Raw genomic sequence first — 24,172 nt, 5'->3', positions numbered from 1 at the left:
CAACGGCCTAGACGACGGCATCGGCGCGCACCCCCGTCGTGTCGCGTACGGCGTCGGCCAGCGCGTTGAGCGCGCCGACGGTGATCATGATGAGGAGGGCAGGGGCGAGCGGCGCGAGCGGCTGCTGGTGCAGGAACCCCAGGTCGCTGGCGAGGACGCCGCCCCACGTCGGGGCGGGCGGGGCGACGCCGATGCCGAGGAACGACAGCGACGAGACCACCAGGAGGCTGGCGGCCGCCGCGCCCGCCGTGGTGACCGCGATGGTGGGCAGCACCTTGCCGAGCACGTGGGTGCGAACGATCCGTGTGCGGGACGCGCCCAGCAACTCCGCCGCCTCGACGTACTGCGCGCGGGTGAACTCGATGGCCGAGGCCCGGGTCACCCGGAAGAACACCGGCGCCAGCAGCACCCCGATGGCGAGCATCGCCTGGTGGGGGCCGTTGCCGAGCACGCCGGCCACGGCGATCGCGAAGATGATGAACGGCAGCGATAGCAGCGCGTCGGCCACCCGCATCGCGACCCACTCGTAGACCCGCCCGAGGAACACCGAGACCAGGCCGGGAACCGCGCCCAGGACGAGCCCGGCCCCCACCGCCTCCAGGGTCCCGAGGACGGACGCCCCCGTTCCGCTGATCAGCCGCGAGAGCACGTCACGGCCCAGGTAATCGGTGCCGAGGAGGTGGCCGCCGGACGGGCCGCGGAGCCGCTCGGCGGGGTTCTGCGCGACCGGGTCCAGAGGGCTGAGCCAGTCGCCGAAGACGGCCAGCGCCACCACCACGGCGAGCACCGCCAGCGACAGCCGTACCGACGGCAGCCGCCAGGCCCCGCGCAGCGAGGTGCTCATCGGCGGCTCCCCGGATGGAGCCGGGAGACCGCCGCGTTGACCGCGAGGTTGGCGATCAGCACGATCACGATCGTGACGAGCAGCGCGCCCTGGATGACCGGCACGTCGTGCTTGAGCGCCGCCTCCCGGGTGAGCTGGCCGAGGCCGGGCAGCGCGAAGACCGTCTCGGCCACCACGGCCCCGCCGATCAGGCGGGGGACGTGCAGGCCGACCACCGTGATCGCCGGGCCGGCCGCGTTGCGCAGCGCGTGGCGGAACAGGACGCGCCGGGCGGGCAGCCCGCGCACCACCGCCCCGGTCACGTAATTCTGCCGGAGCGCGCCGACGAGCGAGGTGCGCAGCTGCCGCGCGATGTCGGCGGCGGCGTCGAAGGAGAGCGCGACACCCGGCAGGATGATCAGCCGGAGCCACTGAACGGGGTCCTGGTCCAGCGGCACGTAGCCGCCGGACGGGAAGATCGGGATGGTGACCGCGAACAGCACGACCAGCCCGATGCCGAACACGAACGCCGGCACGGTGGAGGCGGCCGCACAGACCGCGGTGACCGCCCGGTCTAACCGGCCGCCGTCACTCACCGCCGCGCCGAGCCCGGCACCGCCTCCGATGAGCACGGCGAGCGCCACGGCGAGCACGGTGATCGACAGATCGACCTTCAGCCCCTGCACGACGCTGTCCGCGACGGGGAGCTGCGTGAACCACGACCGGCCGAGGTGGCCGGTGACCGCGTCGCCGAGCCAGGTGACGTACTGGACGAGGAAGGGCCGGTCGAGCCCGAACTCGTGGTTCATCCGCGCGATGTCCTGCGGTGTCGCCGTCTCCCCCAGCACGGCCGCGGCGGGGTTGGCGCCGCCGAGCGCGCCCAGGCCGTAGGTGACGAAGGTCGAGACGACCAGCACCGTCACCAGCGACGCCATTCCACGGGCCACGCGCGCGACGGGGGCTGCCGTCCCGGCCCGCCAGCCGGGCCGGGAGGCGGTCAGCGAGGTCAGCGAGGTCACGGCGTCGCGATCCGCACGCCGTCGAAGCGCTGTACGGCGATGCCGCGCGGCAGCTCCGAGACCTTCGGGCTGCGGGCGAAGATCCGGGGCGTGGAGAACAGCCACACGTTCGGCAGCTCCCGGACCCCGATCGCGGTCGCCTGCTGGACGGCCTTGGCGTAGCCCGGGTCGTCGATCGGCGTGGTGCGGATCTTGTCGAACTGCTGGAGCAGCGCCTTCGGCGTGGTCCGGCCGGGGTTCATCAGCCCCTCGGGGCCGTAGACGACGCTCAGCGCCTGCAACGGGGACTCTCGGCCGACGAACCCGTCGGGCGCGAGGGCCACGTTGTGCTGGACGTAGACGAGCTGGGTGTGCTGGGCGGGGGCGATCAGCTTGATCGTGGTCCTGATGCCCGCCTCCTTGAGCTGCTCCTGCACCTGCTCCGGCAGGCCCTCCGGCGCCGCGGTGGTGAGCGGGACGTCCACCCCGCCGGGGTAGCCCGCCTCGGCGAGGAGCTGCCTGGCCTTGGCCGGGTCGTGCGGGTACAGGCCTTCGAGCGAGGGGTCGTAGCCGATGTGGCCCTGCGGGAAGGGCTGCACGTTCACCTCCCCGATCCCGAACTGGGAGGTGTCGAGCAGCGCCTTCCGGTCCACCGCGTACTTCAGCGCCTCGGTGACCTTGGGGTTGTCGAACGGCGCGATCCCGCTGTTCACGTCGAGGACCCGGACCGTCAGCGACGGGATGACGTCGACCTTCAGCCCGGCCGCCTTGGCCGCGTCGATCTGGCTGGGCGGGATCGTGGCCACGTCGTACTGCCCCGACTGGAGGCCCGCGACGACGGTGGCCGGCTCGGGGATGGCCTTCACCTCGAATCCGGCCAGGTGGATGTTCGCGACGTCGTAGTAGGAGGGGTTGCGCCGGAGCGTGGCGTGGTCGTTCGGCACGAGCTGGACCAGCGTGAACGGCCCGGCGCCGACGGGCTTGGCGCTGACCCCCTTGGGGTCGGCCTCGAACGCCTTGGGGCTGACGACCATGCCGGTCTTGCCGGCGAACAGGTAGGGGATCTGGTAGTCGGGCTGGGCAAGGATCACCTGGAATTCCTGCGGGCCGGTGACCTTCACGTCGGCCACGCTGTGGAGCTGGGAGGCGATCAAAGAGTCCTTCTCGTCCCGCCCGCGCAGGATGCTCTTCTGCACGGCCTCCGCGTCCAACGGCGAGCCGTCGGTGAACGTCAGACCGGGCCGCAGCGTGAACGTGATCTCCTTGCCGCCCGCGCCGTACTTCCAGGCGGCGGCGAGGCCGGGGATCGGGGTGCCCTTGTCGTCCAGCCGGGTGATGGAGCTGTAGACGAGCGAGAGCGCGTTGACGTCGTTGCCGGCGCTGGAGGTCACCGGGTCCCACGTCGTCGGGAGAGTCCACCCCCACTTGAGAGTGCCGTCGGCCGTCTGGGCGGTGGTCCCGGCAGGGGCGCCGCCACAGGCGGCGAGCGCCAGGACGGCCGCGACCAGCGCCGACGCGATGAATGGGCGTCTACCTGACATGAGACCGGGGTCCTCTCCTACGGCATATCCCACATTGCATGATCTATGTCCCACATAGTAAGAATCCCCTAAAAACCTGTCAATAGACTAGGGAATTATCCGGCTCGGCGCTCTAAGCTGTGCTGGTGGACACGGAGAATCTTCGGAGGGGCACCCAGGCGGTCGAGCGGGCCATCGCTGTCCTGCGCACCTTCGAACGCACGCCGACCCTCACCCCGACCGAGGTCGCGCACCGGCTCGGCCTGTCGGTGAGCACCGCACACCGGATCATCCGCGCGCTTCATTCGGCGGGGATGCTCGGCCAGGACCAGGTCACCGAGCGCTACCACCTGGGGATCACCACGGCCACCCTCGGGCGGCTCGCGCTCGAACGGCTCGGCGCCACGATGATGCTCCCCGAGCTGGAGAAGCTCCGCGACCGGACCGGTGAGGCGGTCAACCTGGGCGTCCGGATCGGCGACGAGGTCGCGGTGCTGCTGCAGGTGCCCTCACGGCACCCGCTGCGCTACGAGCAGGAGCCGGGGTCGCGCAACCCGATCCACGTCTGCGCGATGGGCAAGGCGCTGCTCGCCTTCGGCGACCCCGAGGTCACGATGGAGGAGCCGTTCACCCGCTACACCGGCGCGACCATCACCACCCGCTCCGGCCTGGCCGCCGAGCTCGACCGGATCAGAAGCCGCGGAGCGGCGGTCAACTTTGAGGAGCGGGTCGTCGGCGTCCGGGCCGTCGCGGTCCCGCTGCGCGACGGCCGGGGCGCCGTACTGGCGGCGATCGCCATCCAGGGCCCGGCCGTACGGCTCGGTGACGACCGGCTCCCCGAGCTGACCGACGAGCTGACGAAGACCGCCTCCAGCCTGGCCGCCGCCCAGCGCGGCCTCATCTGAGCCTCGTCACACCGCCTTACCGATCGGCGGGTACGGCCTCCGCCCTCTGGATCTCGTGGGCCAGCTCGTCGAGCTCGGCGCCCCCGGCCATGAGCGACGTGAGGTCCTCCTTGGTGATGTCGCCCTTGCCGTACTCGCCGAGGCTCGTGCCGCGGTTGAGCACGAGGAACCGGTCTGACCTCCCGGGAACCAGTTTCAATGATTGTCCTGACAATAGGACTTTCTACCCCTGTTGCTGATTGTCCGGACATCCTGACGGCGGTTAAGATCAGGCCCGGCTGAGGAGGAGAACATGAGCAACCTGGAGATCGACCTGGACCGGTCGAGCCCGGTCCCCCTCTACTTCCAGGTCGCCGAGCAGATCTCCGAGGCCATCCGGCGCGGTGACCTCCCACCCGGCTCCCGCCTGGACAACGAGATCCTCCTGGCCGACCGCCTGGGCCTGTCCCGCCCGACGATCCGGCAGGCGATCCAGTACCTCGTGGACAAGGGCCTGCTCGTCCGAAAGCGCGGCGTGGGCACGCAGGTCGTGCACGGCCAGGTGAAGCGGTCGGTCGAGCTGACCAGCCTCTACGACGACCTCCGGCGGGCCGGGCAGGAGCCCGGGACGCGGGTGCTGTCCATCGACACGGTCGCCGCGGACGACGGCATGGCCGAGGTGCTCGGCCTTCCGGCCGGGACGGAGCTGCTGAGGGTCGAGCGGCTCCGCTACGCCGCGGGAGAGCCGCTCGCCCTCCTGCACAACTGGCTGCCGCTGGGCACCGCGCCGCTGTCGGCTTCCGCGCTGGAGGAGCGCGGCCTCTATGAGCTGCTCCGGGCGGCCGGAGTGCGGATGAGGGTGGCCAACCAGCGGATAGGGGCGAGAGCGGCGACCCCGGCCGAGGCCCGGCTGCTGGACGAGCACCGGGGCGCGCCGCTGCTGACCATGGTCCGCACGACCTACGACGACCAGGGCAGGGCCGTCGAGCACGGCTCCCACGTCTACCGCGCCTCGCACTACTCCCTCGAGGTCACGCTCATCGAGCGCTGACCGGGAGACCCACGCATGATCACGGCCGGGATTCCCGCGGCTCAGGGCGCAGCAATGGGAACTCGTGCATGATCACGCGGGGGGGTGTTCGCGCGGGGGGGTGTTCGCGCGGGGCGGGTCAGGCGACGACGGTCTCGGGCTCCGACTCCTCCTCGGCGACGGCCTTGGCCGCCTTCCGCTTCAGCCACATCGTGGTGGCGAGCCCGAACAGCAGCGCCACGACCAGGCCCACCCAGGAGAAGCTCTTCAGCCACTTGTCGGCCACGATGCCCAGGTAGTAGACGGCCGCCGTGGTGCCGCCCGCCCACAGGACGCCGCCGAGCACGTTGCCGATCAGGAAGCGCCAGTACGGCATGTGCAGCGCGCCGGCGAGCGGCCCCGCGAGGATCCGCAGCAGCGCCACGAACCGGCCGAAGAAGACCGCCCACATGCCCCACCGGTGGAAGACCTGCTCCGCCTTGGCGATGTGGGCCGGCCCGAAGTGCTTGGGGAAGCGCCGCCCCAGCCGGTCGAACAGCGGCCGTCCGCCCTTGCGCCCGATGAAGTAGCCGATCGAGTCGCCCACGATCGCCCCGCCGCTCGCGCAGATCCCGACGACGAGCGGGCTGACCACGCCCTTGGCCGACAGCAGCGCGGAACTCACCAGCACGATCTCACCCGGCAGGGGGATCCCGAGGCTCTCCAGACCCACGACGGCGGCCACGAGCACGTAGACCCAGATGGACGGAATGGTCTGCAGCCACTCGTCGACGTGCATGTCACTCCTCTGCCGGGAAAGGCTCTATTGGGGATGTCCTGCACCTCACGGGGGAATCAGGCGCGAGATCCTCGGGCGGATCCATGTCCATTGTGCCGTCGCCGCGCGAGTGGCACATCCCTCCAGAGGACCACACGGCGGTCTCCGCCCATCCGCCCCGAGGGCGACACCCCGCCCCGAGCTCCGACCCAGGGCTTACGCGGACCGGGATTTCACGAGCGCAGGGCGGCGCGCACGGCGTCGCGCATCGCGGCGTGGACGGCGGCGTTGCGCTGCCGGTCGGTGCGCGCCTCCACCATCCGCAGGCCCTCTCCCCTGATCGCCTTCGACAGCTCCTCGACGTCCGGCACCAGCGTGTACGGCACGCCGGCCGCGGCCGCGACATAGGCGAGGTCCACGCCGTGCGGCGTGCCGAAGACCCGCTCGAACGGCGCCTTCAGCGCGGCCTGCGGCAGCAGCGAGAAGATCCCGCCGCCGTCGTTGTTCACGACCACCAGGCACAGGTCGGGCCGCGGCTCGCGCGGGCCGAGGATCAGCCCGTTCTGGTCGTGGAGCAGCGTCAGATCGCCGATCAGCGCGTACGCCGGGCCGTTGTGCGCGAGGGCCGCGCCGATGGAGGTGGACACCATGCCGTCGATGCCGGAAGCGCCCCGGTTGGCCATCAGCCGCAGCCCCCGCCGGGGACGCATGGCCTGGTCGAGGTCCCTGATCGGCATGGACGACCCGCAGACCAGCAGCGAGCCGTTGGGAAGCAGGTCGGCCAGGTCGCGGGCCAGCCGCGGCTCGGTCAGCCCCGACTCGTCCAGCACGGCGTCGACCGCCTCGCGGGCCACGTGGTCGGCGTGGCGCCACGAGCGCAGCCACGAGTCGTCGCCCGCCGCGATCGAGATCTCCACGGCCTGCGCGACCTGGGTGGCCGACCGGGTCGGGTCGGGCCACCGGGTGAGGTCGGGCGCGACGACGATGTGCTCGTCGGCCCGCCGCAGCCACGACAGCAGCGGCCGTGACAGCCCCGGACGGCCCAGGGTGACCACCACGTCCGGCCGGTGGGCCTCGGCGAACTCCGGGTCCCCCAACAGGAAGTGGTACGTCGAGATGGCGTGGTCGCCGTATCGGCCGCCGCCGTTGGGCTCCGACAGCACCGGCCACCCGGCCATCCCCGCGGCCGCGACATACCGCCGGACGCCCGGAGCGCCGTCGCCCACCACCAGCGCGCCCCGACGCGTGGGCGGGATGTGCAGCGCGGACGCGGGCGGCGCGACCCTCGCCCGGATCCACGCGCCCCCGGCGTCGCCGTCGAGCGACTCGCACCAGGCCGTCTCGCCGTCGGGGATCAGCGGCTCGCGGAACGCCACGTTGAGGTGGACCGGCCCGGGATCCGACGGCCCGGCCGCCCGCTGATGGGCGCGGCATACCAGCGACCGCCAGTAGGCCACCTGGCCAGGCCTCTCCTCCGGCACGCCGACCTCGGCGAACCACCGGACGGCCGAGCCGTACATCTTGACCTGGTCGATGGTCTGGTTGGCCCCGGTGCCGCGCAGCTCCGGCGGCCTGTCCGCGGTCAGCACGAGCAGCGGCACACCCGCCTCCGACGCCTCGACGACGGCGGGGTGGAAGTTGGCGGCGGCCGTACCGGACGTGCAGATGACGACGACCGGCCGCTCCGACCGCTTGGCCAGCCCGAGCGCGAGGAACGAGGCCGACCGCTCGTCGATGCGGACGTGCAGCCTGAGCCGCGACTCCGCGTGCACGGCGAGCGCCAGCGGCGCCGAGCGGGAGCCGGGGGCGAGCACGACGTCGGTGACCCCGCAGCGCACGAGCTCGTCGACCAAGACGGTGGCGAGAGCGGTGGCCGGGTTCACGCCCCCACCTCACCCGCGAGCCGGACGGCGGCCAGGCCTCCATGCAGGCCTCCGTGCACGTCTCGAGGCACGTCTCGAGGCACGCGGCCGCCTCCTCCCGCTCCCGAGGCCGCAAGCGTACGGCACGGGCCACCCGACCACGGGCCACCCGGGCGCGGGCCGGGCGGCTCCGGGTGCCGGCATCCAAGAAGCCTCATCTACGGACGGCGGGGGAACTTCGCGAAGTCGGGCGCGCGCTTCTCCTTGAACGCGTCCCGGCCCTCCTGGGCCTCCTCGCTCATGTAGTACAGGAGCGTGGCGTCACCGGCGAACTGCTGCATGCCGGCCGCGCCGTCGGTCACCGCGTTGAGCGCGCCCTTCAGCATGCGCAGCGCCAGCGGCGACTTCTCCAGCAGCTCGCGCGCCCACTGGACGGTCTCCTCCTCCAGCCTCTCCAGCGGGACGACGGCGTTCACCAGGCCCCACTGCAGCGCGGTCTGGGCGTCGTACTGGCGGCACAGGTACCAGATCTCGCGGGCCCGCTTGAGGCCGACGGTCTCGGCGAGCAGCCACGAGCCGTAGCCGCCGTCGAACGACCCCACCTTCGGGCCGGTCTGGCCGAACCGGGCGTTGTCGGCGGCGATCGTCAGGTCGCAGCACACGTGCAGCACGTGGCCGCCGCCGATCGCGTAGCCCGCGACCATCGCGATGACGGGCTTGGGCAGGCGCCGGATCTGCACCTGGAGGTCGAGGACGTTCAGCCGGCCGATGCCGTGGGTCGTCTTGTCGACGTACCCGTCGTCGCCGCGGATCTTCTGGTCGCCGCCCGAGCAGAACGCCTTGTCACCGGCGCCCGTGAAGATGATCACGCCGACCTCGGTGTCCTCCTGGGCGACGTTGAACGCGTCCCGGAGCTCGAAGAGGGTCGTCGGGCGGAACGCGTTGCGCCGCTCCGGCCGGTTGATCGTGATCTTCGCGATGCCCTCCGCGGTTTCGTAGACGATGTCCTCGTACTCGCCTGACCGCTTCCAGTCGACCCCGCTCGCCACGCTCGCTCCTCAGTCGTACGTATCAGTCGTCACGTATCAGCCGTGACGTGTCGGTTCGTCACAATCGGCCGCTCACCGGCCGCCCACGTACCGGGACTAACCTTACGTCCGTGCCCAGCAGTCTCCGAAACCGCCCGGTGCACGCTCTGCTGCTGCCTCCCGGGCCCGCGATGGCCGACGCCGTACAGCATGCGCTGTGGGGCGACGGCCCCGCCGTGCTGCCGCTGTCGCCCGACCTGCCCCGCCCCTCGCTCGACGCCGCCCTCGCGGCCCTTCGGCCGACGCATGTCGTCACGCCCGACGGCGTACGGCGGGAGCCGGACGGCGTGGGCAGCGACGCCGCTGTGATCATCGCCACATCGGGGTCCACCGGCGTCCCGAAGGGCGTGGAGCTCACGGCGGAGGCGCTGACGGCCTCGGCGCGCGCGTCACTGGCGCGCCTGGGAGCCGGGGCGGGCGAGCGCTGGCTGTGCTGCCTGCCGCCGTCGCACGTCTCCGGCATGCAGGTGCTGGTCCGTTCGCTGCTCAGCGGCACAGAGCCGATCATCCACGAGCGCTTCTCCCCCGGCGACGTCGCGCGGAGCGGGGCCGACCACGTGTCGCTGGTGCCCACGCAGCTCAGGCGGCTGCTCGACACACCGATCGGCGAGGCCGGCGTCTCCGCGTTCCGCACGATCCTGCTGGGCGGGGCCGCCCCTCCCCCCGGCCTGATCGACGAGGCCGCCGCCGCCGGCGCGAGGGTCGTCACGACGTACGGCATGAGCGAGACCAGCGGCGGGTGTGTGTACGACGGCGTGCCCCTTGACAATGTAGATCTCAAAATCGGGGCGGACGAGCGGGTCCGGATCGCCGGGCCCGTCCTGTTCTCCGGCTACCGGCTGCGCGAGGACGGCCCCTTCGAGGGCGGCTGGTTCGTCACGTCCGATCTGGGCGTGATCGAGGACGGCCGGCTCAGGGTGCTCGGCCGGGCCGACGACGTCATCAACACCGGCGGCCGGAAGGTCGTCCCAGCCGTCGTGGCGAACGTACTGGCCCGGCATCCCCAGGTCAGGGACGTCGCCGTCGTCGGCAGGCCCGACCCCGAGTGGGGGGAGATCGTCGTGGCCGTCGTGGTCGGCGAGGTCACCCTGGGCGAGTTGCGGGAGTTCGCCAAGGAACGTTTGCCCGCCTACGCCGCGCCACGCATGGTGGACGTGGTGCGGGAGATCCCGATGTTGCCAAACGGAAAACCGGATATGGTCGCCCTGCGGAACCATAAATGACCTCCATGCGTCTATATAGGCAGAGAAGGAGGGCGTCTCCATGAAACCGACCCGCAGGATGCTGATCTCCACAGGAGTCGTCGGCGCCGTCCTCGTGGGGGGAGTGTCCGTGGCCGCGACAGCCTCCGCGGGCCGGCTCCAGCAGGCCACCATGATGACCGAGCAGGGGCCCGGCCACGGGCAGGTGACCCCCGCCCCTCCCGGCCCTGTCGAGATCACCGGCAACCCCACGCAGAGCCCCGGTTACGACCCCGGCGTGGTGTCCAAGGAGATCAACGAGGATCCGGACGAGGTCGCCGACTACTGGACCCCGGAGAAGATGGAGGGCGCCGAGCCCATGCCGATGCCGCAGGTCAGCATCAGCATCGTCGGCCCCGGCAACTGAGGTCTCGCCTGCCCGCCGTCCCCGCTTCCGCCAGATCTCGGCGACACGCGACCGCGTGATCACGCCCGCGTCTGTTCATGGCCGCGGCTGTATGGCTGCGGAACTCGGTCCGCGACGGTCGGACGGCGTGCGGCCGCGCGCGAAAACCGGGGCACCCGCCTCCCGGCCCCAAGTGCCCGCTGGTGACCCCCGGGGGCGGTCACACGAGACCCGGCGGGAACAAACCGGACTCGTTCGCGTTATTGATACTGGTGCGCGCGCCTGCCGCCGCGACCACCCGACCACCACAGACTGATCAACTCCGTAAAGGAGGAGGTGTCCTCATGCCCCGCACCGCCGTGGCGACCTCGCCCGCGAGCGAGGTGACCCCGACGACTCTCGACCGGCTCCTGGACCGAGGGCGTGCGCAGGGTCACCTTTCCCTGTCGGAGCTGCGCGAGGCCTTTGCCAGGTCCGGCGTCAGCCCCGCCGAGGGCCGCTCGATCCTGCGCGAGCTCACCGAGGCGGGCGTGAGCCTGGCCGCGGAAGACGGCCACAACGACACCGGCGCCCCGGCCACGGGGACCGCCACAGCACCCGCCCGCAAGACCCGCAGGGCCACCGCGACCGCCGCGACCGCCGCCTCCAAGCGGGCGGCCGCCAAGGCCGAGAGGCCCGCCAGGCCCGAGAACGCGGCGAAGCAGGCCGACGAGTCCCGCGAGGACGAGGAATGGACCGCGGAGGAGTCCGAGGCCGAGGAAACCGAGACCATGGACCTCGACGACAACTCCTCGGTCATGGGCGACTCCGTCCACACCTACCTGAAGTCGATCGGCCGGCGCACCCTGCTGACCGCCGCCCAGGAGGTCGAACTCGCCAAGCGCATCGAGGCCGGGCTGTACGCCGAGTACAAGCTGGAGGCCGCCCTGGAGAGCGGCGAGAAGCCGGCCCCCGGCGTCCGCGACGACCTGGAGTGGGTCATCGAGGACGGCAAGCGCGCCAAGGACCACATGCTGGAGGCCAACCTCCGCCTGGTCGTGTCCGTGGCGAAGAAGTACACCGACCGCGGCATGGCCCTGCTCGACGTCGTGCAGGAGGGCAATCTCGGCCTGATCCGCGCGGTGGAGAAGTTCGACTACACCAAGGGTTACAAGTTCTCCACCTACGCCATGTGGTGGATCAGGCAGGCCATCCAGCGCGGCTTCGCCGACTCGGCCCGCACGATCCGCCTCCCCGTCCACGTGCTGGAGATGCTGTCGAAGCTGTCGCGCGTGGAGCGGGACATGCACCAGCGTCTCGGCCGGGAGCCCACCCCCGAGGAGCTGGCGGCCGAGCTGGACAAGACACCCGACCAGATCGAGGAACTGCTCCGCACGAGCAGGCAGCCGATCAGCCTCGACTCCACGATCGGCGAGGACGGAGAGACCCGTATCGGCGACCTCATCGAGGACGTGGACTCCCCCGAGGCGTCCGAGGTCGTGGACCGGCAGCTCCTGGCCGAGCAGCTCAAGGGGGTGCTGGGCAACCTGACCCCGCGCGAGGCCAAGATCATGTCCCTGCGCTTCGGCCTCGCCGACGGCAAGCCGCACACCCTCGACGAGATCGGCAAGCACCTGGGCCTGACCCGGGAGCGGATCCGCCAGCTTGAGAAGGAGTCGCTTTCCAAGCTGCGCCACCCGAGCAACACCCGGCCGCTTCTCGACTGGGCGAGCTGACCCGTACGGCTCGCGCCGGGCGCACCGCCGCCCCGGCGTGAGCCGTACTCTCCCCCGATGGGTCAACTGCGCACGGGGTCGTCCTCCGTCACCGGTTCCCGGGTCACGGCCCGCCGGTTGTAGATCAGCGACGAGACGAACGCCGCGAGGATGAGGCCGACGCCGATCAGCCCGGTCACCAGTTCGGGGATGTCCAGCCGGATGCCGGCGAGCAGCAGCAGCGCGAGCGCGCCGATCGCGTAGTGGGCGCCGTGCTCCAGGTAGATGTACTTCTCCAGCGTCCCGGCGCGGACGAGGTAGACGGTCATCGACCGGATGTACAGCGCGCCGATGCCGAGCCCCAGCGTGATCACGAAGATGTTGGAGGTGATGGCGAACGCCGCCACCACACCGTCGAAGGAGAACGACGCGTCCAGCACCTCGAGATAGAGGAAGAGCGACAACCCCACCCCGCCCGCCGACCGGGCCGCCGCTCCGGACTGGCCGCCGCCCTGCTCCTCGAAGAAGTCCCCGAGGGCGCTCACGGCCAGATAGGTGACCAGGCCCAGCACTCCGGCGACGAGGACCTGCGGGCCGCCCGCGGGCTCGGCGAGCCGCGACGCCAGCAGCAGCCCGATGAGAGCGATGATCGTCGACAGCGACTGGATCCTGCCGAACCGCACGAAGACCCGCTCGATCGGCCGCAGCCAGGGGTCGTCGCGCTCCTCGACGATGAAGTCAAGGAAGATCATGAGCAGGAACATCCCGCCGAAGGCCGCGATGGCGGGATGTGCCGCGTGCAGCCGATCGGCGTAGAGGTCGGGCCGGTTCATGGCCAGATCGACCACGCTCGCGGGCCCCAGCCCGGCTGTGAGCCCCACGACGATGAACGGGAAGATCAGCCGCATGCCGAAGACGGCGATCAGGATGCCCACGGTGAGGAACATCCGCTGCCAGAAGACGTCCATGCGGCGCAGGACCAGCGCGTTTACCACCGCGTTGTCGAACGACAGGGAGATCTCCAGGATCGCCAGGATGAGGACGACGGGGACGACCTCCGCCCCCCCGACGAGGTAGGCGATGAGCAGGGCGGCGAGGGAAACGCCTAAGGACCAGCCGAAGGTGCGCCAGACGGTCGTTCCGCCGCCGGGGCTAGCCACAATCGACCCCGTGCTCCGGCCCGATCCCCTTCAGCTCGTTCATGTAGCCCTTCGCGATCGGCGACGAACCGCCGCTCCTGGTCCGCGCGTCACCGCGGCGAGGAGCACCGCGGTTCCGGGGGAAGCGTCGGCTCCAAGGTAACCGATCACGATCGCCCAACGTAAGGCGTGCCTTAACGCGACAAAGCGGTGCGGGCAGGGCCGGGGAACGCTTCCCGGGGCCTCATGCCCGATCCCTCCCGGATCTCCCGGAGAACCCCGGGTCGCCAGATCCACGTGACCCCTGATGACGGCGCCGCCCGGCCCGCGTTCCCACGGTCCGGGCGGTTTCAGCGCTACGGCTATCGCGGCTGAACGGTCTTAACAGATGAACGGCGTACCGGATGAAAGGCGCTTATCAAAGGCGCTTGTGCACGTGCTACCGGATGACGGCGGAGGCACGCGGGACGCGCGGGATTCCGGTCAGCCGATGCGCCTCGCGCAGGGTGCGCAGGCGGCTCACCTCGGCGGTCCACATCGCGCCCTCAGGCGTCGCCCTGCCCTTGCGCCGGGCGATGCGGTCGTCGTAGGACTTCACGCCGAGCGTGGCCCGCTGCGCCGCCTCGGCCGCGCGCAGCGCCTCCGTGAGGGCGCGGTCCAGGACCAGGCCGGCCTCGCGCTGCTCCTCCAGGGGGGCTCTGGCGGCCTGCTTGGCGCGCAACTCCCGCTCGGCCTCCCGGGCCTTCCCCAGCAGAGCGCCGAAGCTCCGCCCGACCTCCAGGTCCGCGTGGTAGCGGACCTCCGCCTCCCGGCTCACACGCGGACGGAAAAACGCCATCGTCAGCCCCTCCATGTCGGACGACTCATCAGCCGGCTCTCAGCCGGCTCATCACTGCCGGTAGCGTACGCGCTTCCGCGACGCCCCCGCACGCCAGGGTGCGCCGTCCTTTACGAAGTAAGGACAGATGTGGCAGCATGATCGCCGTGCCTGCCAAGCGACCTCCGGTCCCCCTGTCCCTGGAACGCATCATCGACGCCGCCCTCCACATCGCCGACGGACAGGGCCTGCGCCGCCTGACCATGCGGAGGCTGGGCGACGCCCTCCAGGTCGAGGCGATGGCGATCTACCACCACCTGCCCCGTGGCAAGGAGGCGCTGCTGGACGTCCTCGCCGAGCACGTCACCACCGTTCACGTCGACCCCTCGGAGCCGGCCTCCTGGCAGGACCGGGCGCGCGCCTGGGCCCGTGCCGGCCGCACGGCACTGCTTGAGCATCCCGGCGTGCTGTCGCTGGCCCTGACCAAACCGCCCAAGGGGTCGGCGCTGATCGCCATCAGGGAACAGGCCGAGCAGCTCCAGGACGCCGGCCTCGCGGACGCGGCCGGCGCCGTCCGGGCCCTGCGGGCCTACGTCTTCGGGAGCGTCGCGGTGGAGGTGCAGCAGTCGGGCTGGGCCGACCCCGACGCGACGGTGCGCGACGCGCGGACGGCCGAAGGGGAGCGCGAGTTCGAAGACGGCCTCGACGCGCTCATCAGCGGCCTCGAACGCTGACGCGGCCATATCCGGACCACGCACCGGGCGGCGCGGCGCGGACGTGCCAGAAATGGTAACGACTCAGTTACCAGATGGACGGCGTGTCGAAGTTGGACCGTTATCGTCCATGGGGCACTCTTGTGCGGTAGGTCACATCAGTGTGCGGGAGTCCGCTCGGGCAGCCTCCGGGCCCCCACCCGGACCGGCGGAAACCGTCCGAACGGACTATGTCATGCCGGTGGGACCCGCCTGCAAACTGGTGTAGTCCACTATGCAGTTCGTCATACATCAACCCCACACGCTCGTCCCACGTAAAAAAGGGAAGGAAGACATCAGGACCGGTGTCCGCACCGGCTTCCCGATGACCGACCCGATCACTGACCACGAGCGAACGAGAAAGACACGGAGCCCCGGCGATGTGCCCTCATGACCCGGCCTGTCCGAGCGCGGAAGCGAAGGACCGAGAAGCCGCCCGCACGATCGCGTCCCACCCCGAGCAGGGGTGGAGCCTGTTGTGCAACGGCGTCGTGCTCTTCGAGGACACCGGAGAGCTCCTGCCCGACGGCGCGGTGATCGCTCCGCACCGCCCTACCGACATGGCCATCAGCGCCGCCTAGTCCCACCGGCCCCCGGAGTCCCGAAAGCCGGGAGCCCTCGTAGCCACCGCGCCGCCTCCTCGCCCACCTGGGCGGGATTCCTGTTCAGGTCGTGACCCTCCCCCGGAAGGACCACCAGACGCGTCGCGTCCGCCGCCTCCGGAACGCCGAACGGGTCCCGATCCCCGTTGATCACCAGCACCTCGGTCCCCGCCTGCCGCAGCTCATCAGCCCGCGACCGATCGGGCCGGCTCGGCGGGTGGAGGGGGAACGCCAGCGCGATCACCGCCTCGGCCCCGGCGGCCCGTGCCGTACGGCAGGCGACCCTGGCCCCGTTGCTCCGGCCTCCCTGCGCGAACGGCAGGCCGGGATAGCGTTTCCGCAGCTCGGCCACGACGGCGATCCACGCCTCATCCTGCTTGACCGCCGATCCCGGCGCCCGCGCCCCCCGGAGCCGGAACGGCTGAACCACCCGCGCCACCGTGCCTCCGATGGCCAGCACGGCGTCCCGTACGGCGAGCAGGTCGGGAGCCTCCACTCCCCCGGCCGAGCCGTGGGTGAGGACCAGCAGCAGCCGGGGGGCCGCCGCCTCCTCGACCTCGGCCAGCGCCGGGCCGTGCGGTGTCGCGAACTCCATGGTGGTGACGGTACCGGCTACGACTTCCGCAGGACGCGCGACCCCTCCGTATGGAGGATGGCGCGGGATCACCGTCGGGGTCAGAATGTCATCGTGCCCGACATATCATCGCAGCCGCCCGTGACGACGCCCTCCATGACGCCGCCGATGCCGCCACCGACGCACCAGCCGGCGCCGTCCACGCGGGAGGACCTCCGGGCGATCATCGCGACCCGGCGCGAGCTCGGCCCCGAATACGAGGACGCGCTGGTCGACTCGTTCCTCGACAAGCTCGACGTGGAGATCGCCGCGCGGGTGCGCAACGAGGTGGCCGCCCAGACCTTCCACCGGCCGCAGCAGCCGCCGCGGAAGGACGCGGCCGTCGGCGTGGCGCTCGGGTCGCTCGGCATCGGCATCCCCCTGACAGGCATCGCTGTCGCAAACGCCGCAACCACCGGGCTCGTCCTGGCCTGGGGCGGAATCGTCGCCGTCAACCTGGCCTACGCCCTCAGCCGGCGCTCCGGCCGCTGATCCGGCCGCCGATTCGCACGGCCGCCGCCTCAGTCAGTGCCGGGCTCAGTAACAGGCGCGGCGACGGGGCCGGGCACGGCGGGGCGCACGTCGCGAGTGAGGCGGAGCCGCACCTGCTCGGCGAGGACCCTGTCGGGGTGGTCCAGCCCGTAGCGCCAGACGGTTTCGGCGTCGGCGTCGCGGCCGCGCAGGGGCAGCGTCCGGGCGAGCAGCTCGATCGCGAGCGCGCCCGTCTCGGCGCCGCCCTCCTCCCAGCGCCCTTCCTCCACCGCCCCGGCGAACTCGCCGCACGCCATCTCCAGATGCGCGATGCCGAGGAGCACCCGCAGGCGGGCCGCGTCGGCCACGCCGCCCACCGACAGGGCCTGTAACAGCACGTCGGCGGCCTGCCCCGGCTCCCCCTCGGCCAGCAACTGCTCCGCCATGCGCTCGGCGACGACGGACAGGCCGAGCGCGGCGTCGGCCTGGTCGGGCGCGCCGGCGTCGGCGGCGAGCTCCGCGAAGATCGCCGCCGCGGCGTCCAGATCGCCCGTCTCGGCGAGCCGGCGCGCCTGGTCGATGCGCCGCCCCAGACCGTGTTGGAGGGGATCGATGGCCGTCATGAGGGGCCTCGCATGGGATCAGGAGTGATGAGGAACGATCACCAAGATCCTAACGATCCCGGCCCCTTCGCGGGAGTCACATGCGCAACCGGTCACGCCGATGAAGGGGTCCTTGTGCTCATCCGGTCGCGGCGGCGGTGACTCAGTCCTCGTAAGCCTCCAGAGGCGGGCAGGAGCACACGAGGTTGCGGTCGCCGTAGGCCTGGTCGATGCGGCGCACCGGCGACCAGTACTTGTTGTCGCGCAGCGTGGGCACCGGATAGGCGGCCACGGTGCGGGAGTACGCGTGCGGCCACTCGTCGGCGACGAGGCAGTCGGCCGTGTGCGGGGCGTTCCTGAGCGGGTTGTCCACCTTGTCGTACTCGCCCGACGCCACGCGGGCGATCTCGCCGCGGATGGCGATCATCGCGTCCACGAAACGGTCGAGCTCGGCCAGGTCCTCGCTCTCGGTCGGCTCGATCATCAGGGTGCCGGCCACGGGGAACGACATGGTCGGGGCGTGGAAGCCGTAGTCCACCAGGCGCTTGGCGACGTCGTCCACGGTGACGCCGGTCTCCTTGGTGATCTGCCGCAGGTCGACGATGCACTCGTGGGCCACCAGGCCGTCGCGCCCGGTGTAGAGGACCGGGTAGTGCGGCGCGAGGCGCCTGGCCAGGTAGTTGGCCGACAGGATGGCCTGCTCGGTCGCCTGGCGCAGCCCCTCGCCGCCCATCATCCTGACGTACGCCCAGGAGATCGGCAGGATGCCCGCCGAGCCGTACGGCGCGGCCGACACGTGCGCGGGAAGGTGATCGGCGAGGTGGGCCTTGACCGCGACCGGGCCCACGCCGGGGCCGCCCCCGCCGTGCGGGATGCAGAAGGTCTTGTGCAGGTTGAGATGGGAGACGTCCGCGCCGAACTCGCCCAGCTTGGCCAGGCCGACCAGCGCGTTCAGGTTGGCGCCGTCGACGTAGACCTGCCCCCCGGCCTCGTGGATCCGGTCGCAGATCTCGACGATCGTCTCCTCGTACACGCCGTGGGTCGACGGGTAGGTCACCATGATCGCGGCGAGCGCGTCGCGGTGCTTGTCGATCTTGGCGGAGAGGTCGTCCAGGTCGACGTTGCCGTTGTCGTCGCAGGCCACCACGACGACCCGCATGCCCGCCATGACGGCGCTGGCGGCGTTGGTCCCGTGGGCGGACGACGGGATGAGGCAGACGTCCCGGCCGGACTCGCCCCGGCCACGGTGGTAGCCGCGGATGGCCAGCAGCCCCGCGAACTCGCCCTGGGAGCCCGCGTTCGGCTGGATCGACACCCGGTCATAGCCGGTGACCTCGGCCAGCCACCCTTCGAGGGTCTCGATGAGCTCCACGTAGCCCTGGGCCTGCTCGACGGGGACGAAGGGGTGGATCTGGGCGAACTCCGGCCAGGTGATCGGCTCCATCTCGGTGGTCGCGTTGAGCTTCATCGTGCACGAGCCCAGCGGGATCATCGACCGGTCCAGCGCGATGTCCTTGTCCTGAAGTCTCCGGAGATAGCGCAGCATCGCCGTCTCGGAGTGGTAGGAGTGGAACACCGGATGGGTCATGAAGCAGGAGACCCGCACCAGCTCGGCGGGCAGCGCGTCCGGAGTCGCCCGGTCGACGTCGTCCACGACGATCTCCGAACCGCCGAACGCCGTCCAGACCGCGCCGAGGTGGGCCGTGGTGGTCTTCTCGTCACAGGCGACGGCCACGTGGTCGCCGTCCACGTGGCGGAGGTTGATCCCCGCCGCGGCGGCCGCCTTGACGACCTCGGCCGCGCGTCCGGGCACCCGGGCGAGCACGGTGTCGAAGAAGTCCTCGTGGACCACCTCGACGCCGATCTCCCGCAGCCCGGCAGCGAGGACGACGGCGTGGCGGTGGGCCCGCTGGGCGATCCGCCGCAGCCCGTCCGGGCCGTGGTAGACGGCGTACATCGAGGCCAGCACGGCGAGCAGGACCTGCGCGGTGCAGATGTTGCTCGTGGCCTTCTCCCGGCGGATGTGCTGCTCCCGCGTCTGCAGGGCCAGCCGGTAGGCGGGCCGGCCGTCGGCGTCCACCGAGACGCCCACCAGGCGGCCCGGCATCTGCCGCTGCAGCCCCTCGCGGACGGCCATGTACGCGGCGTGCGGGCCGCCGTAGCCGAACGGCACACCGAAGCGCTGGGACGAGCCGATCGCGATGTCGGCGCCCAGTTCGCCGGGGGCGGCCAGGAGCGTCAGCGCCAGCAGGTCGGCCGCGGCGATCACCTGCGCCCCCTGGGCGTGCGCCCGCTCGCTGAGGGCGCGGAAGCCCGCCACCCGGCCGCTCGCGCCCGGATACTGCACCAGCACCCCGAAGCACTCGGGCAGGTCTCCCGCGAGATCGGACTCGACGAGCGTGATGCCGAGCGGCTCGGCCCGGGTCGCCAGCACGGCCTTCGTCTGCGGCAGCGCGTCGGCGTCCACCACGAAGACGTTGGTCTTCGCCTTGCTCGCCCGGCGGGCCAGCGTCATCGCCTCGGCCGCGGCCGTGGCCTCGTCCAGCAGGGAGGCCCCCGCCACGTCGAGCCCGGTCAGGTCGGTGATGACGGTCTGGAAGTTGAGCAGCGCCTCCAGCCGCCCCTGGGAGATCTCCGGCTGGTAGGGCGTGTACGCGGTGTACCAGCCCGGGTTCTCCAGCACGTTGCGGAGCACGACTCCCGGCGTGATCGTGTCGTGGTAGCCGAGGCCGATCATGGAGGTGAGCACCCGGTTGCGGCCCGCCAGAGCCCGCAGCTCGGCCAGCGCCTCGGCCTCGTTCACCGCCTCCGGCAGGCCCAGCGGGCCGCTCGTGCGGATGGCCTCGGGTACGGCGACCGCCACCAGATCGGCCACCGACTCGTAGCCGACGGCCTCCAGCATCCGCGCCTGCTCGGCGTCGGACGGGCCGATGTGACGGGTCGCGAAAGGCGGGGCGGAAAGGTCGCTGAGCGGGGACCGATCGGTCATGACAGGGGCCTCCAGGACGGGTCGAGACCTACGCGCCCGCCGTGCCCCACGGCACAGCCGGTCGCTTTTGCGGTCTCCCCCTCTGTCATCGGACCTGAGAGCTTCACCGGGCCACGACGGACCTGGCTTTCCCCTTCGGTGAGGCCCCACCTGGCTGGTGCGCCTGCTTTTCAGAGTCGCCTCGTCCGTGCGGTACCGGATGCCTGAGAGATTCCGGGGAGGTTTGCTCCTTCGGCGCCCCTGTCAAAGGGGACTCTCCCGCACGAGGTCGTCGGCGTTCCTCACTCTACCGGGTGCCCCGGATCGGGACTGACGCCCCCTTGCTCCAGAGGCCGCTCAGGGGGCTCCAGGAGGTCTCGCCGGGCCCTCAGCCGGTCTTGCGGGCCTTCCTGCGGCGGGCCAGCTCGTCCGCCGGATGATCTCCCTCCGGGTCGGACTCCGTCTCGGCGCGCTCACCGGGGAGCTCGGCGAGCGACCCCTCCACCTCGCGCCAGACCCGCCCGAGCGCGATGCCGAACACGCCCTGCCCGCCCTGCAGGAGGTCGATCACCTCGTCCGCCGACGTGCACTCGTAGACGCTGACCCCGTCGCTCATCAGGGTGATCTGGGCGAGGTCGTTGACCCCGCGGTCACGCAGGTGCTGTACGGCGGTGCGTATCTGCTGAAGGGACACCCCGGTGTCGAGGAGCCGCTTGACCACCTTGAGGACGAGGATGTCGCGGAAGCTGTACAGGCGCTGCGATCCCGAGCCCTGCGCGGCTCTTATCGTCGGCAGGACCAGCTCGGTGCGCGCCCAGTAGTCGAGCTGCCGGTAGGTGATGCCGGCCGCCGCGCACGCCGTGGGGCCCCGGTAGCCGACATTCTCGGGCAGCGCCGCCGGCTGCTCGTCGAACAGCAGGCCCTGCTCGCCGGCACGCTCCCGCGCCGACTGCCGAACCGGGTCATGCTGGCCGGCCGACTTACCCTCGCCGCTGCTGACCGCCACTGCGGACCTCCGGCTTTCTCTCATCCCACGGTCTGATCTGGGGGTTCGTGAATTACAACCGTGGTTTCCCTTGCACCGTAGGACCGGGGCCATTTTCAGTCAACGACCCCGCACGGCGCGTCGTGAAGCGTTATCTCCCGAAATCAACCCCGGACTCCACCCGCCGTCAGCCCGCGCGGCCGAAGTCCTCCGGGGTGATGTTGTCCAGGAACTCCCGGAACTTCTCCACCTCGTCCTCCTGGTCGTCGGGCATGCTCACCCCCGCCTCCTGGACCACGTCCTCACTGGCGTAGATCGTCGCCCCCGTCCGCAACGCCAGCGCGATCGAGTCCGAGGGACGGGCGCTCACCTCTACGCCGTTCGAGAACACCAGATCCGCGAAGAAGATCCCGTCCCGCAGCGCGACGATGTTGACGGTGCGCAGCCGCACCCCCAACGCCTCCAGCACATCACGGAACAGGTCATGGGTCAGCGGCCGGGGCGGCGGCTCCTCCGCCTGCGCGAGCGCGATAGCGGTCGCCTCGGTCATGCCGATCCAGATCGGCAGGTACCGATCACCGCTCGTCTCCTTCAGGAGAACGATCGGCTGGTTGGAGGGCATCTCAACGCGAACCCCCACGACCTCCATCTGCAACACGGGCGACTCCGTCTCAAAGCGTCGCGGCATATCACCTGGCATTCAACGTAACACCGCGAGGGAGCGAGTGAGCCGGTCACCGCCCCATCAGCGCCCCCTTACCGTCCCAGAACGCCGCGAACACTGCCACGAAGTAATGCGGTGTGCAATTCCTGGAGAAGTCCGGAGATCTCCCGGGCCGTCTCCCCCGCCTGATCGACCGCCCCCGGAGCCCGGCGGCGCAGCAACGGCGCCACCGCCTGCTCCACCAGACCGGCCTCCCGCTCGACCGCCGCCTTGACCGCCCGCAGGTGCCGCGCGTGCAGGCCGAACCGGGCCAGAGCGCCCACGCTGCGGGCCACCTGCAGGGCGTCGGCGTCGTACTGGCGGGCCACCTCGGCCACGAGGCCGAAGCTCTCCAGCTCCGACAGGGTATCCTCGTCGATCCCAGCGGCCTCGATCAGCTCCTCCCTGCTCAGCCGTACGGCAGGGGCCTCCCCGGGCACGGCCCGCGGGCGGGTGGCCTGCTCGTCGAGATGATCCTTGATCACCCGGAGCGGGAGGTAGTGGTCACGTTGCGCGGTGAGGATGTAGCGCAGGCGCTCGACGTCGTTGTGGGTGAACTTGCGGTACCCCGACGGGCTCCGCTGCGGCTCGATGAGCCCCTCACCCTCCAGAAACCGGATCTTGGAGATCGTCACGTCGGGGAACTCGCCCTGCAGAAGCGCGAGCACCTCCCCGATGCTCATGAACGCCCGTACGGCCTGCGCGCTCATGACTCCCCCTCCTCACCGATCATGGCCCTCCAGGGCCACGTGTGAGGAACACCAGCCGGAACTTTCCGATCTGCACCTCGTCTCCGCCCGCGAGCGGGAACTCCTCGATCCGCTCACGGTTGACGTAGGTGCCGTTCAGGCTTCCGACATCACGGACGGTGAACTGGCCACCGCGCCGGTAGAACTCCACGTGCCTCCTGGACACGGTCACATCGTCCAGGAAAATGTCGCTTTCCGGGTGGCGACCCGCCGTAGTGAGGTCACTGTCGAGCAGAAAGCGGCTGCCCGCGTTCGGCCCGCGCATCACGACCAGAAGCGCGGTCCCCGGAGGGAGCTGCTCGACGGCCGACCTGTCCGGCAGAAGCGTCTGGCCCGTCTCACTATCCAGCGCCTCGAGCGAGATCGTCGAGGTCGTGTCAGGAGCGACGGGCGCCGGAGCGCTCAGCGGCGAACCGCATCGTGAACAGAAACGGGCATCCTCGGGGTTGGCATGACCGCACTGCGTGCAGTAGACGCTGGGCATCGATCGGCTCGGCCTCTCTCACGACTTGCTCAGACTGCGAATGCCGCAACTTACGCTGATCAGGGACAAAGGTCAAGAAGCGTCGCTGGGCGTGGACTGACCAACGCTACAACCCACAACCGTTCAAGGTCCATCCTGCCACACTGTTTACATTGCGACGGCGCCCGCGACCGGCGTCAGCCGGGTTCTCGCGGGCGCCGGTCGTGCGGGCACGTGCCAGGCACGTGCGGGCATGGGTCAGTGCCCGGCGCTCTGGCCGCCGTCGATGTGGAGGATCTCGCCGGTCACGAAAGGCGCCGACTCGAGGAAGACCACGCCGTCGACGATGTCGCCGATCTCGCCCATCCGGCCGACGGGGTGCAGGCCGGCGAGCGTCTCATGGGTCTCGGCGGGGTGCATCGGGGTCTTGATGACCCCGGGCGAGACGGCGTTCACTCGCACGCCCCGCTTCGCGTACTCGATGGCCAGCGACTTCGTGGCCGAGGCCAGCCCGCCCTTGGTCAGCGAGGCGAGCACGGACGGCACGCTGGAGTTGGGATGGTCCACGAAGCTGGTCGTGATGTTGACGATGTGGCCGCTCCCCCGCTCGGCCATCGGGCCCAGAACGCGCTGGGTGATGTGGAAGAACCCCGCGAGGTTCACGCCGAGCACCGCCGCGAAGTCGTCCTCGGTGTAGTCCGTGAACGGCTTGGCGATGAAGATGCCGGCGTTGTTGACCAAGGTGTCGATGCGGCCGAAGCGGCCCAGCGCCTCGGCGACCACCCGGTCGGCCGTGGCCGCCTCCGCGATGTCGCCCCGCACGGTCACGACGTCCGCGTCCGTGGAGGGCGTGATCGAGCGTGACGTGGCGACGACCCCGTAGCCGAGTCCGCGGAACGCGTCGATCAGGGCGGCGCCGATGCCCTGGGACGCTCCGGTGATCACAGCGACCTTCTGTCCACGATCGCTACCCATGGTTGTCACGTTAACACTGTCCTTTGCAGGTAGAAGCCGGTCCGCCGGTCATAGACGACCGGTCTACAAAGATGCTAGACGACCGGTCAT

At 70.9% G+C, this 24,172-nt stretch carries 25 protein-coding genes and 1 riboswitch; of the genes, 8 read left to right on the top strand and 17 right to left on the bottom strand.

All coding sequences use genetic code 11. The annotated features are described in order from the left end of the window. Positions 1-7: 7 nt before the first annotated feature. The 3 genes from ABH927_RS00345 to ABH927_RS00335 are packed head-to-tail and all read right to left on the bottom strand — an operon-like array spanning position 8 to position 3,362. Complete coding sequence (locus tag ABH927_RS00345) at positions 8-844, bottom strand: ABC transporter permease (protein ID WP_370017364.1); 837 nt, start codon at positions 842-844, stop codon at positions 8-10. Continuing rightward, positions 841-1,842, bottom strand: coding sequence for an ABC transporter permease (locus tag ABH927_RS00340; protein ID WP_370017363.1), 1,002 nt, complete (start codon positions 1,840-1,842; stop codon positions 841-843). The genes ABH927_RS00345 and ABH927_RS00340 overlap by 4 nt, the downstream gene beginning before the upstream one ends. Continuing rightward, positions 1,839-3,362: an ABC transporter substrate-binding protein gene (locus ABH927_RS00335; RefSeq protein WP_370017362.1), complete on the bottom strand. Its 1,524-nt coding sequence runs from the start codon at positions 3,360-3,362 to the stop codon at positions 1,839-1,841. Before ABH927_RS00335 ends, ABH927_RS00340 begins: the two co-directional genes overlap by 4 nt. Before the next feature lie 125 nt (positions 3,363-3,487). Between ABH927_RS00335 and ABH927_RS00330 the strand changes: the two genes are divergently transcribed. Then, the gene (locus ABH927_RS00330) at positions 3,488-4,246 is read left to right on the top strand and encodes an IclR family transcriptional regulator (protein ID WP_370017361.1); all 759 of its coding nucleotides are present in this window, start codon (positions 3,488-3,490) and stop codon (positions 4,244-4,246) included. 16 nt (positions 4,247-4,262) lie between these two features. Here the strand turns inward: ABH927_RS00330 and ABH927_RS00325 are convergent, their stop codons facing one another. Beyond that, positions 4,263-4,445 (bottom strand): hypothetical protein, encoded by a 183-nt coding sequence (locus ABH927_RS00325; protein ID WP_370017360.1) that lies wholly within the window; start codon positions 4,443-4,445, stop codon positions 4,263-4,265. A gap of 93 nt (positions 4,446-4,538) precedes the next feature. On the opposite strand from ABH927_RS00325, the gene ABH927_RS00320 reads away from it, so the two are divergent. Then, positions 4,539-5,276: a GntR family transcriptional regulator gene (locus tag ABH927_RS00320; protein WP_370017359.1), complete on the top strand. Its 738-nt coding sequence runs from the start codon at positions 4,539-4,541 to the stop codon at positions 5,274-5,276. Between the two features lie 118 nt (positions 5,277-5,394). On the opposite strand, the gene ABH927_RS00315 is transcribed toward ABH927_RS00320, so the two are convergent. From ABH927_RS00315 to menB, 3 genes are all read right to left on the bottom strand, one after another. Continuing rightward, a complete protein-coding gene (locus tag ABH927_RS00315) occupies positions 5,395-6,033 on the bottom strand; it encodes a DedA family protein (RefSeq protein ID WP_370017358.1) in 639 nt (212 codons plus the stop codon). A 212-nt stretch (positions 6,034-6,245) separates the two neighbouring features. Beyond that, positions 6,246-7,895, bottom strand: a complete 1,650-nt coding sequence (menD, locus tag ABH927_RS00310) for a 2-succinyl-5-enolpyruvyl-6-hydroxy-3-cyclohexene-1-carboxylic-acid synthase (RefSeq protein WP_370017357.1) — start codon at positions 7,893-7,895, stop codon at positions 6,246-6,248. Between the two features lie 197 nt (positions 7,896-8,092). Continuing rightward, positions 8,093-8,923, bottom strand: coding sequence for a 1,4-dihydroxy-2-naphthoyl-CoA synthase (menB, locus tag ABH927_RS00305; protein WP_370017356.1), 831 nt, complete (start codon positions 8,921-8,923; stop codon positions 8,093-8,095). 170 nt (positions 8,924-9,093) lie between these two features. On the opposite strand from menB, the gene ABH927_RS00300 reads away from it, so the two are divergent. The 3 genes from ABH927_RS00300 (at position 9,094) to ABH927_RS00290 (ending at position 12,264) form a co-directional block, all read left to right on the top strand. Beyond that, positions 9,094-10,185 carry an AMP-binding protein gene (locus ABH927_RS00300; RefSeq protein WP_370017827.1) on the top strand — a complete coding sequence of 364 codons (1,092 nt, stop codon included), beginning with the start codon at positions 9,094-9,096 and terminating at the stop codon, positions 10,183-10,185. Positions 10,186-10,225: 40 nt separating this feature from the next. Next, positions 10,226-10,570, top strand: coding sequence for a hypothetical protein (locus ABH927_RS00295; RefSeq protein WP_370017355.1), 345 nt, complete (start codon positions 10,226-10,228; stop codon positions 10,568-10,570). Between the two features lie 323 nt (positions 10,571-10,893). Then, positions 10,894-12,264 carry an RNA polymerase sigma factor gene (locus ABH927_RS00290; protein WP_370017354.1) on the top strand — a complete coding sequence of 457 codons (1,371 nt, stop codon included), beginning with the start codon at positions 10,894-10,896 and terminating at the stop codon, positions 12,262-12,264. Between the two features lie 62 nt (positions 12,265-12,326). On the opposite strand, the gene ABH927_RS00285 is transcribed toward ABH927_RS00290, so the two are convergent. Together ABH927_RS00285 and ABH927_RS00280 are read right to left on the bottom strand one after the other, a co-directional pair. After that, complete coding sequence (locus ABH927_RS00285) at positions 12,327-13,403, bottom strand: DUF475 domain-containing protein (RefSeq protein WP_370017353.1); 1,077 nt, start codon at positions 13,401-13,403, stop codon at positions 12,327-12,329. A gap of 418 nt (positions 13,404-13,821) precedes the next feature. Then, positions 13,822-14,220 carry a hypothetical protein gene (locus tag ABH927_RS00280; RefSeq protein WP_370017352.1) on the bottom strand — a complete coding sequence of 133 codons (399 nt, stop codon included), beginning with the start codon at positions 14,218-14,220 and terminating at the stop codon, positions 13,822-13,824. 137 nt (positions 14,221-14,357) lie between these two features. Between ABH927_RS00280 and ABH927_RS00275 the strand changes: the two genes are divergently transcribed. Then, a complete protein-coding gene (locus ABH927_RS00275; protein ID WP_370017351.1) occupies positions 14,358-14,933 on the top strand; it encodes a TetR/AcrR family transcriptional regulator C-terminal domain-containing protein in 576 nt (191 codons plus the stop codon). 398 nt (positions 14,934-15,331) lie between these two features. Further along, positions 15,332-15,532: a DUF5999 family protein gene (locus ABH927_RS00270; RefSeq protein WP_261583088.1), complete on the top strand. Its 201-nt coding sequence runs from the start codon at positions 15,332-15,334 to the stop codon at positions 15,530-15,532. On the opposite strand, the gene ABH927_RS00265 is transcribed toward ABH927_RS00270, so the two are convergent. Then, on the bottom strand, positions 15,519-16,148 hold the full coding sequence (locus ABH927_RS00265; protein ID WP_370017350.1) for an alpha/beta family hydrolase: 630 nt from the start codon (positions 16,146-16,148) through the stop codon (positions 15,519-15,521). The two genes, ABH927_RS00270 and ABH927_RS00265, sit on opposite strands and share 14 nt — an antisense overlap. 93 nt (positions 16,149-16,241) lie before the next feature. Between ABH927_RS00265 and ABH927_RS00260 the strand changes: the two genes are divergently transcribed. Then, positions 16,242-16,658, top strand: a complete 417-nt coding sequence (locus ABH927_RS00260; RefSeq protein WP_370017349.1) for a hypothetical protein — start codon at positions 16,242-16,244, stop codon at positions 16,656-16,658. A 29-nt stretch (positions 16,659-16,687) separates the two neighbouring features. On the opposite strand, the gene ABH927_RS00255 is transcribed toward ABH927_RS00260, so the two are convergent. The 7 genes from ABH927_RS00255 to ABH927_RS00225 form a co-directional block, all read right to left on the bottom strand. Continuing rightward, complete coding sequence (locus tag ABH927_RS00255) at positions 16,688-17,260, bottom strand: hypothetical protein (RefSeq protein ID WP_370017348.1); 573 nt, start codon at positions 17,258-17,260, stop codon at positions 16,688-16,690. Positions 17,261-17,402: 142 nt separating this feature from the next. Next, positions 17,403-20,228 (bottom strand): aminomethyl-transferring glycine dehydrogenase, encoded by a 2,826-nt coding sequence (gene gcvP / locus ABH927_RS00250; RefSeq protein WP_370017347.1) that lies wholly within the window; start codon positions 20,226-20,228, stop codon positions 17,403-17,405. Between the two features lie 180 nt (positions 20,229-20,408). Continuing rightward, a riboswitch (glycine riboswitch) is annotated at positions 20,409-20,499 on the bottom strand. Positions 20,500-20,595: 96 nt separating this feature from the next. Then, entirely contained in the window at positions 20,596-21,213 is a 618-nt protein-coding gene (locus ABH927_RS00245) for a MerR family transcriptional regulator (protein WP_370017346.1), read from the bottom strand. Between the two features lie 166 nt (positions 21,214-21,379). After that, on the bottom strand, positions 21,380-21,850 hold the full coding sequence (locus tag ABH927_RS00240; RefSeq protein WP_261583082.1) for a bifunctional nuclease family protein: 471 nt from the start codon (positions 21,848-21,850) through the stop codon (positions 21,380-21,382). Positions 21,851-21,948: 98 nt separating this feature from the next. Then, positions 21,949-22,605: a MerR family transcriptional regulator gene (locus tag ABH927_RS00235; RefSeq protein WP_370017345.1), complete on the bottom strand. Its 657-nt coding sequence runs from the start codon at positions 22,603-22,605 to the stop codon at positions 21,949-21,951. 19 nt (positions 22,606-22,624) lie between these two features. Continuing rightward, entirely contained in the window at positions 22,625-23,128 is a 504-nt protein-coding gene (locus tag ABH927_RS00230) for an FHA domain-containing protein (RefSeq protein WP_370017344.1), read from the bottom strand. A gap of 237 nt (positions 23,129-23,365) precedes the next feature. Beyond that, positions 23,366-24,082, bottom strand: coding sequence for an SDR family NAD(P)-dependent oxidoreductase (locus tag ABH927_RS00225; protein ID WP_370017343.1), 717 nt, complete (start codon positions 24,080-24,082; stop codon positions 23,366-23,368). Positions 24,083-24,172 lie beyond the last annotated feature (90 nt).

Origin of the sequence: Planotetraspora sp. GP83, assembly GCF_041262585.1 — a bacterium.
Lineage (GTDB): Bacteria > Actinomycetota > Actinomycetes > Streptosporangiales > Streptosporangiaceae > JAOEGB01.
The sequence above is the reverse complement of the archived record's forward strand: the minus strand, read 5'-3'. Positions and strand labels throughout refer to the sequence as shown.

Excerpts from the sequence above, each read along its gene's own strand:
- ABH927_RS00290 (WP_370017354.1), top strand. The coding sequence starts at position 10,894 with ATGCCCCGCACCGCCGTGGCGACCTCGCCCGCGAGCGAGGTGACCCCG.
- ABH927_RS00345 (WP_370017364.1), bottom strand. The coding sequence starts at position 844 with ATGAGCACCTCGCTGCGCGGGGCCTGGCGGCTGCCGTCGGTACGGCTG.
- ABH927_RS00255 (WP_370017348.1), bottom strand. The coding sequence starts at position 17,260 with ATGACGGCCATCGATCCCCTCCAACACGGTCTGGGGCGGCGCATCGAC.
- ABH927_RS00225 (WP_370017343.1), bottom strand. The coding sequence starts at position 24,082 with ATGGGTAGCGATCGTGGACAGAAGGTCGCTGTGATCACCGGAGCGTCC.
- ABH927_RS00280 (WP_370017352.1), bottom strand. The coding sequence starts at position 14,220 with ATGGCGTTTTTCCGTCCGCGTGTGAGCCGGGAGGCGGAGGTCCGCTAC.
- ABH927_RS00265 (WP_370017350.1), bottom strand. The coding sequence starts at position 16,148 with ATGGAGTTCGCGACACCGCACGGCCCGGCGCTGGCCGAGGTCGAGGAG.
- ABH927_RS00275 (WP_370017351.1), top strand. The coding sequence starts at position 14,358 with ATGATCGCCGTGCCTGCCAAGCGACCTCCGGTCCCCCTGTCCCTGGAA.
- ABH927_RS00315 (WP_370017358.1), bottom strand. The coding sequence starts at position 6,033 with ATGCACGTCGACGAGTGGCTGCAGACCATTCCGTCCATCTGGGTCTAC.
- gcvP (WP_370017347.1), bottom strand. The coding sequence starts at position 20,228 with ATGACCGATCGGTCCCCGCTCAGCGACCTTTCCGCCCCGCCTTTCGCG.
- ABH927_RS00235 (WP_370017345.1), bottom strand. The coding sequence starts at position 22,605 with ATGAGCGCGCAGGCCGTACGGGCGTTCATGAGCATCGGGGAGGTGCTC.
- ABH927_RS00300 (WP_370017827.1), top strand. The coding sequence starts at position 9,094 with ATGGCCGACGCCGTACAGCATGCGCTGTGGGGCGACGGCCCCGCCGTG.
- ABH927_RS00320 (WP_370017359.1), top strand. The coding sequence starts at position 4,539 with ATGAGCAACCTGGAGATCGACCTGGACCGGTCGAGCCCGGTCCCCCTC.
- ABH927_RS00270 (WP_261583088.1), top strand. The coding sequence starts at position 15,332 with ATGTGCCCTCATGACCCGGCCTGTCCGAGCGCGGAAGCGAAGGACCGA.
- ABH927_RS00335 (WP_370017362.1), bottom strand. The coding sequence starts at position 3,362 with ATGTCAGGTAGACGCCCATTCATCGCGTCGGCGCTGGTCGCGGCCGTC.
- ABH927_RS00295 (WP_370017355.1), top strand. The coding sequence starts at position 10,226 with ATGAAACCGACCCGCAGGATGCTGATCTCCACAGGAGTCGTCGGCGCC.
- ABH927_RS00230 (WP_370017344.1), bottom strand. The coding sequence starts at position 23,128 with ATGCCCAGCGTCTACTGCACGCAGTGCGGTCATGCCAACCCCGAGGAT.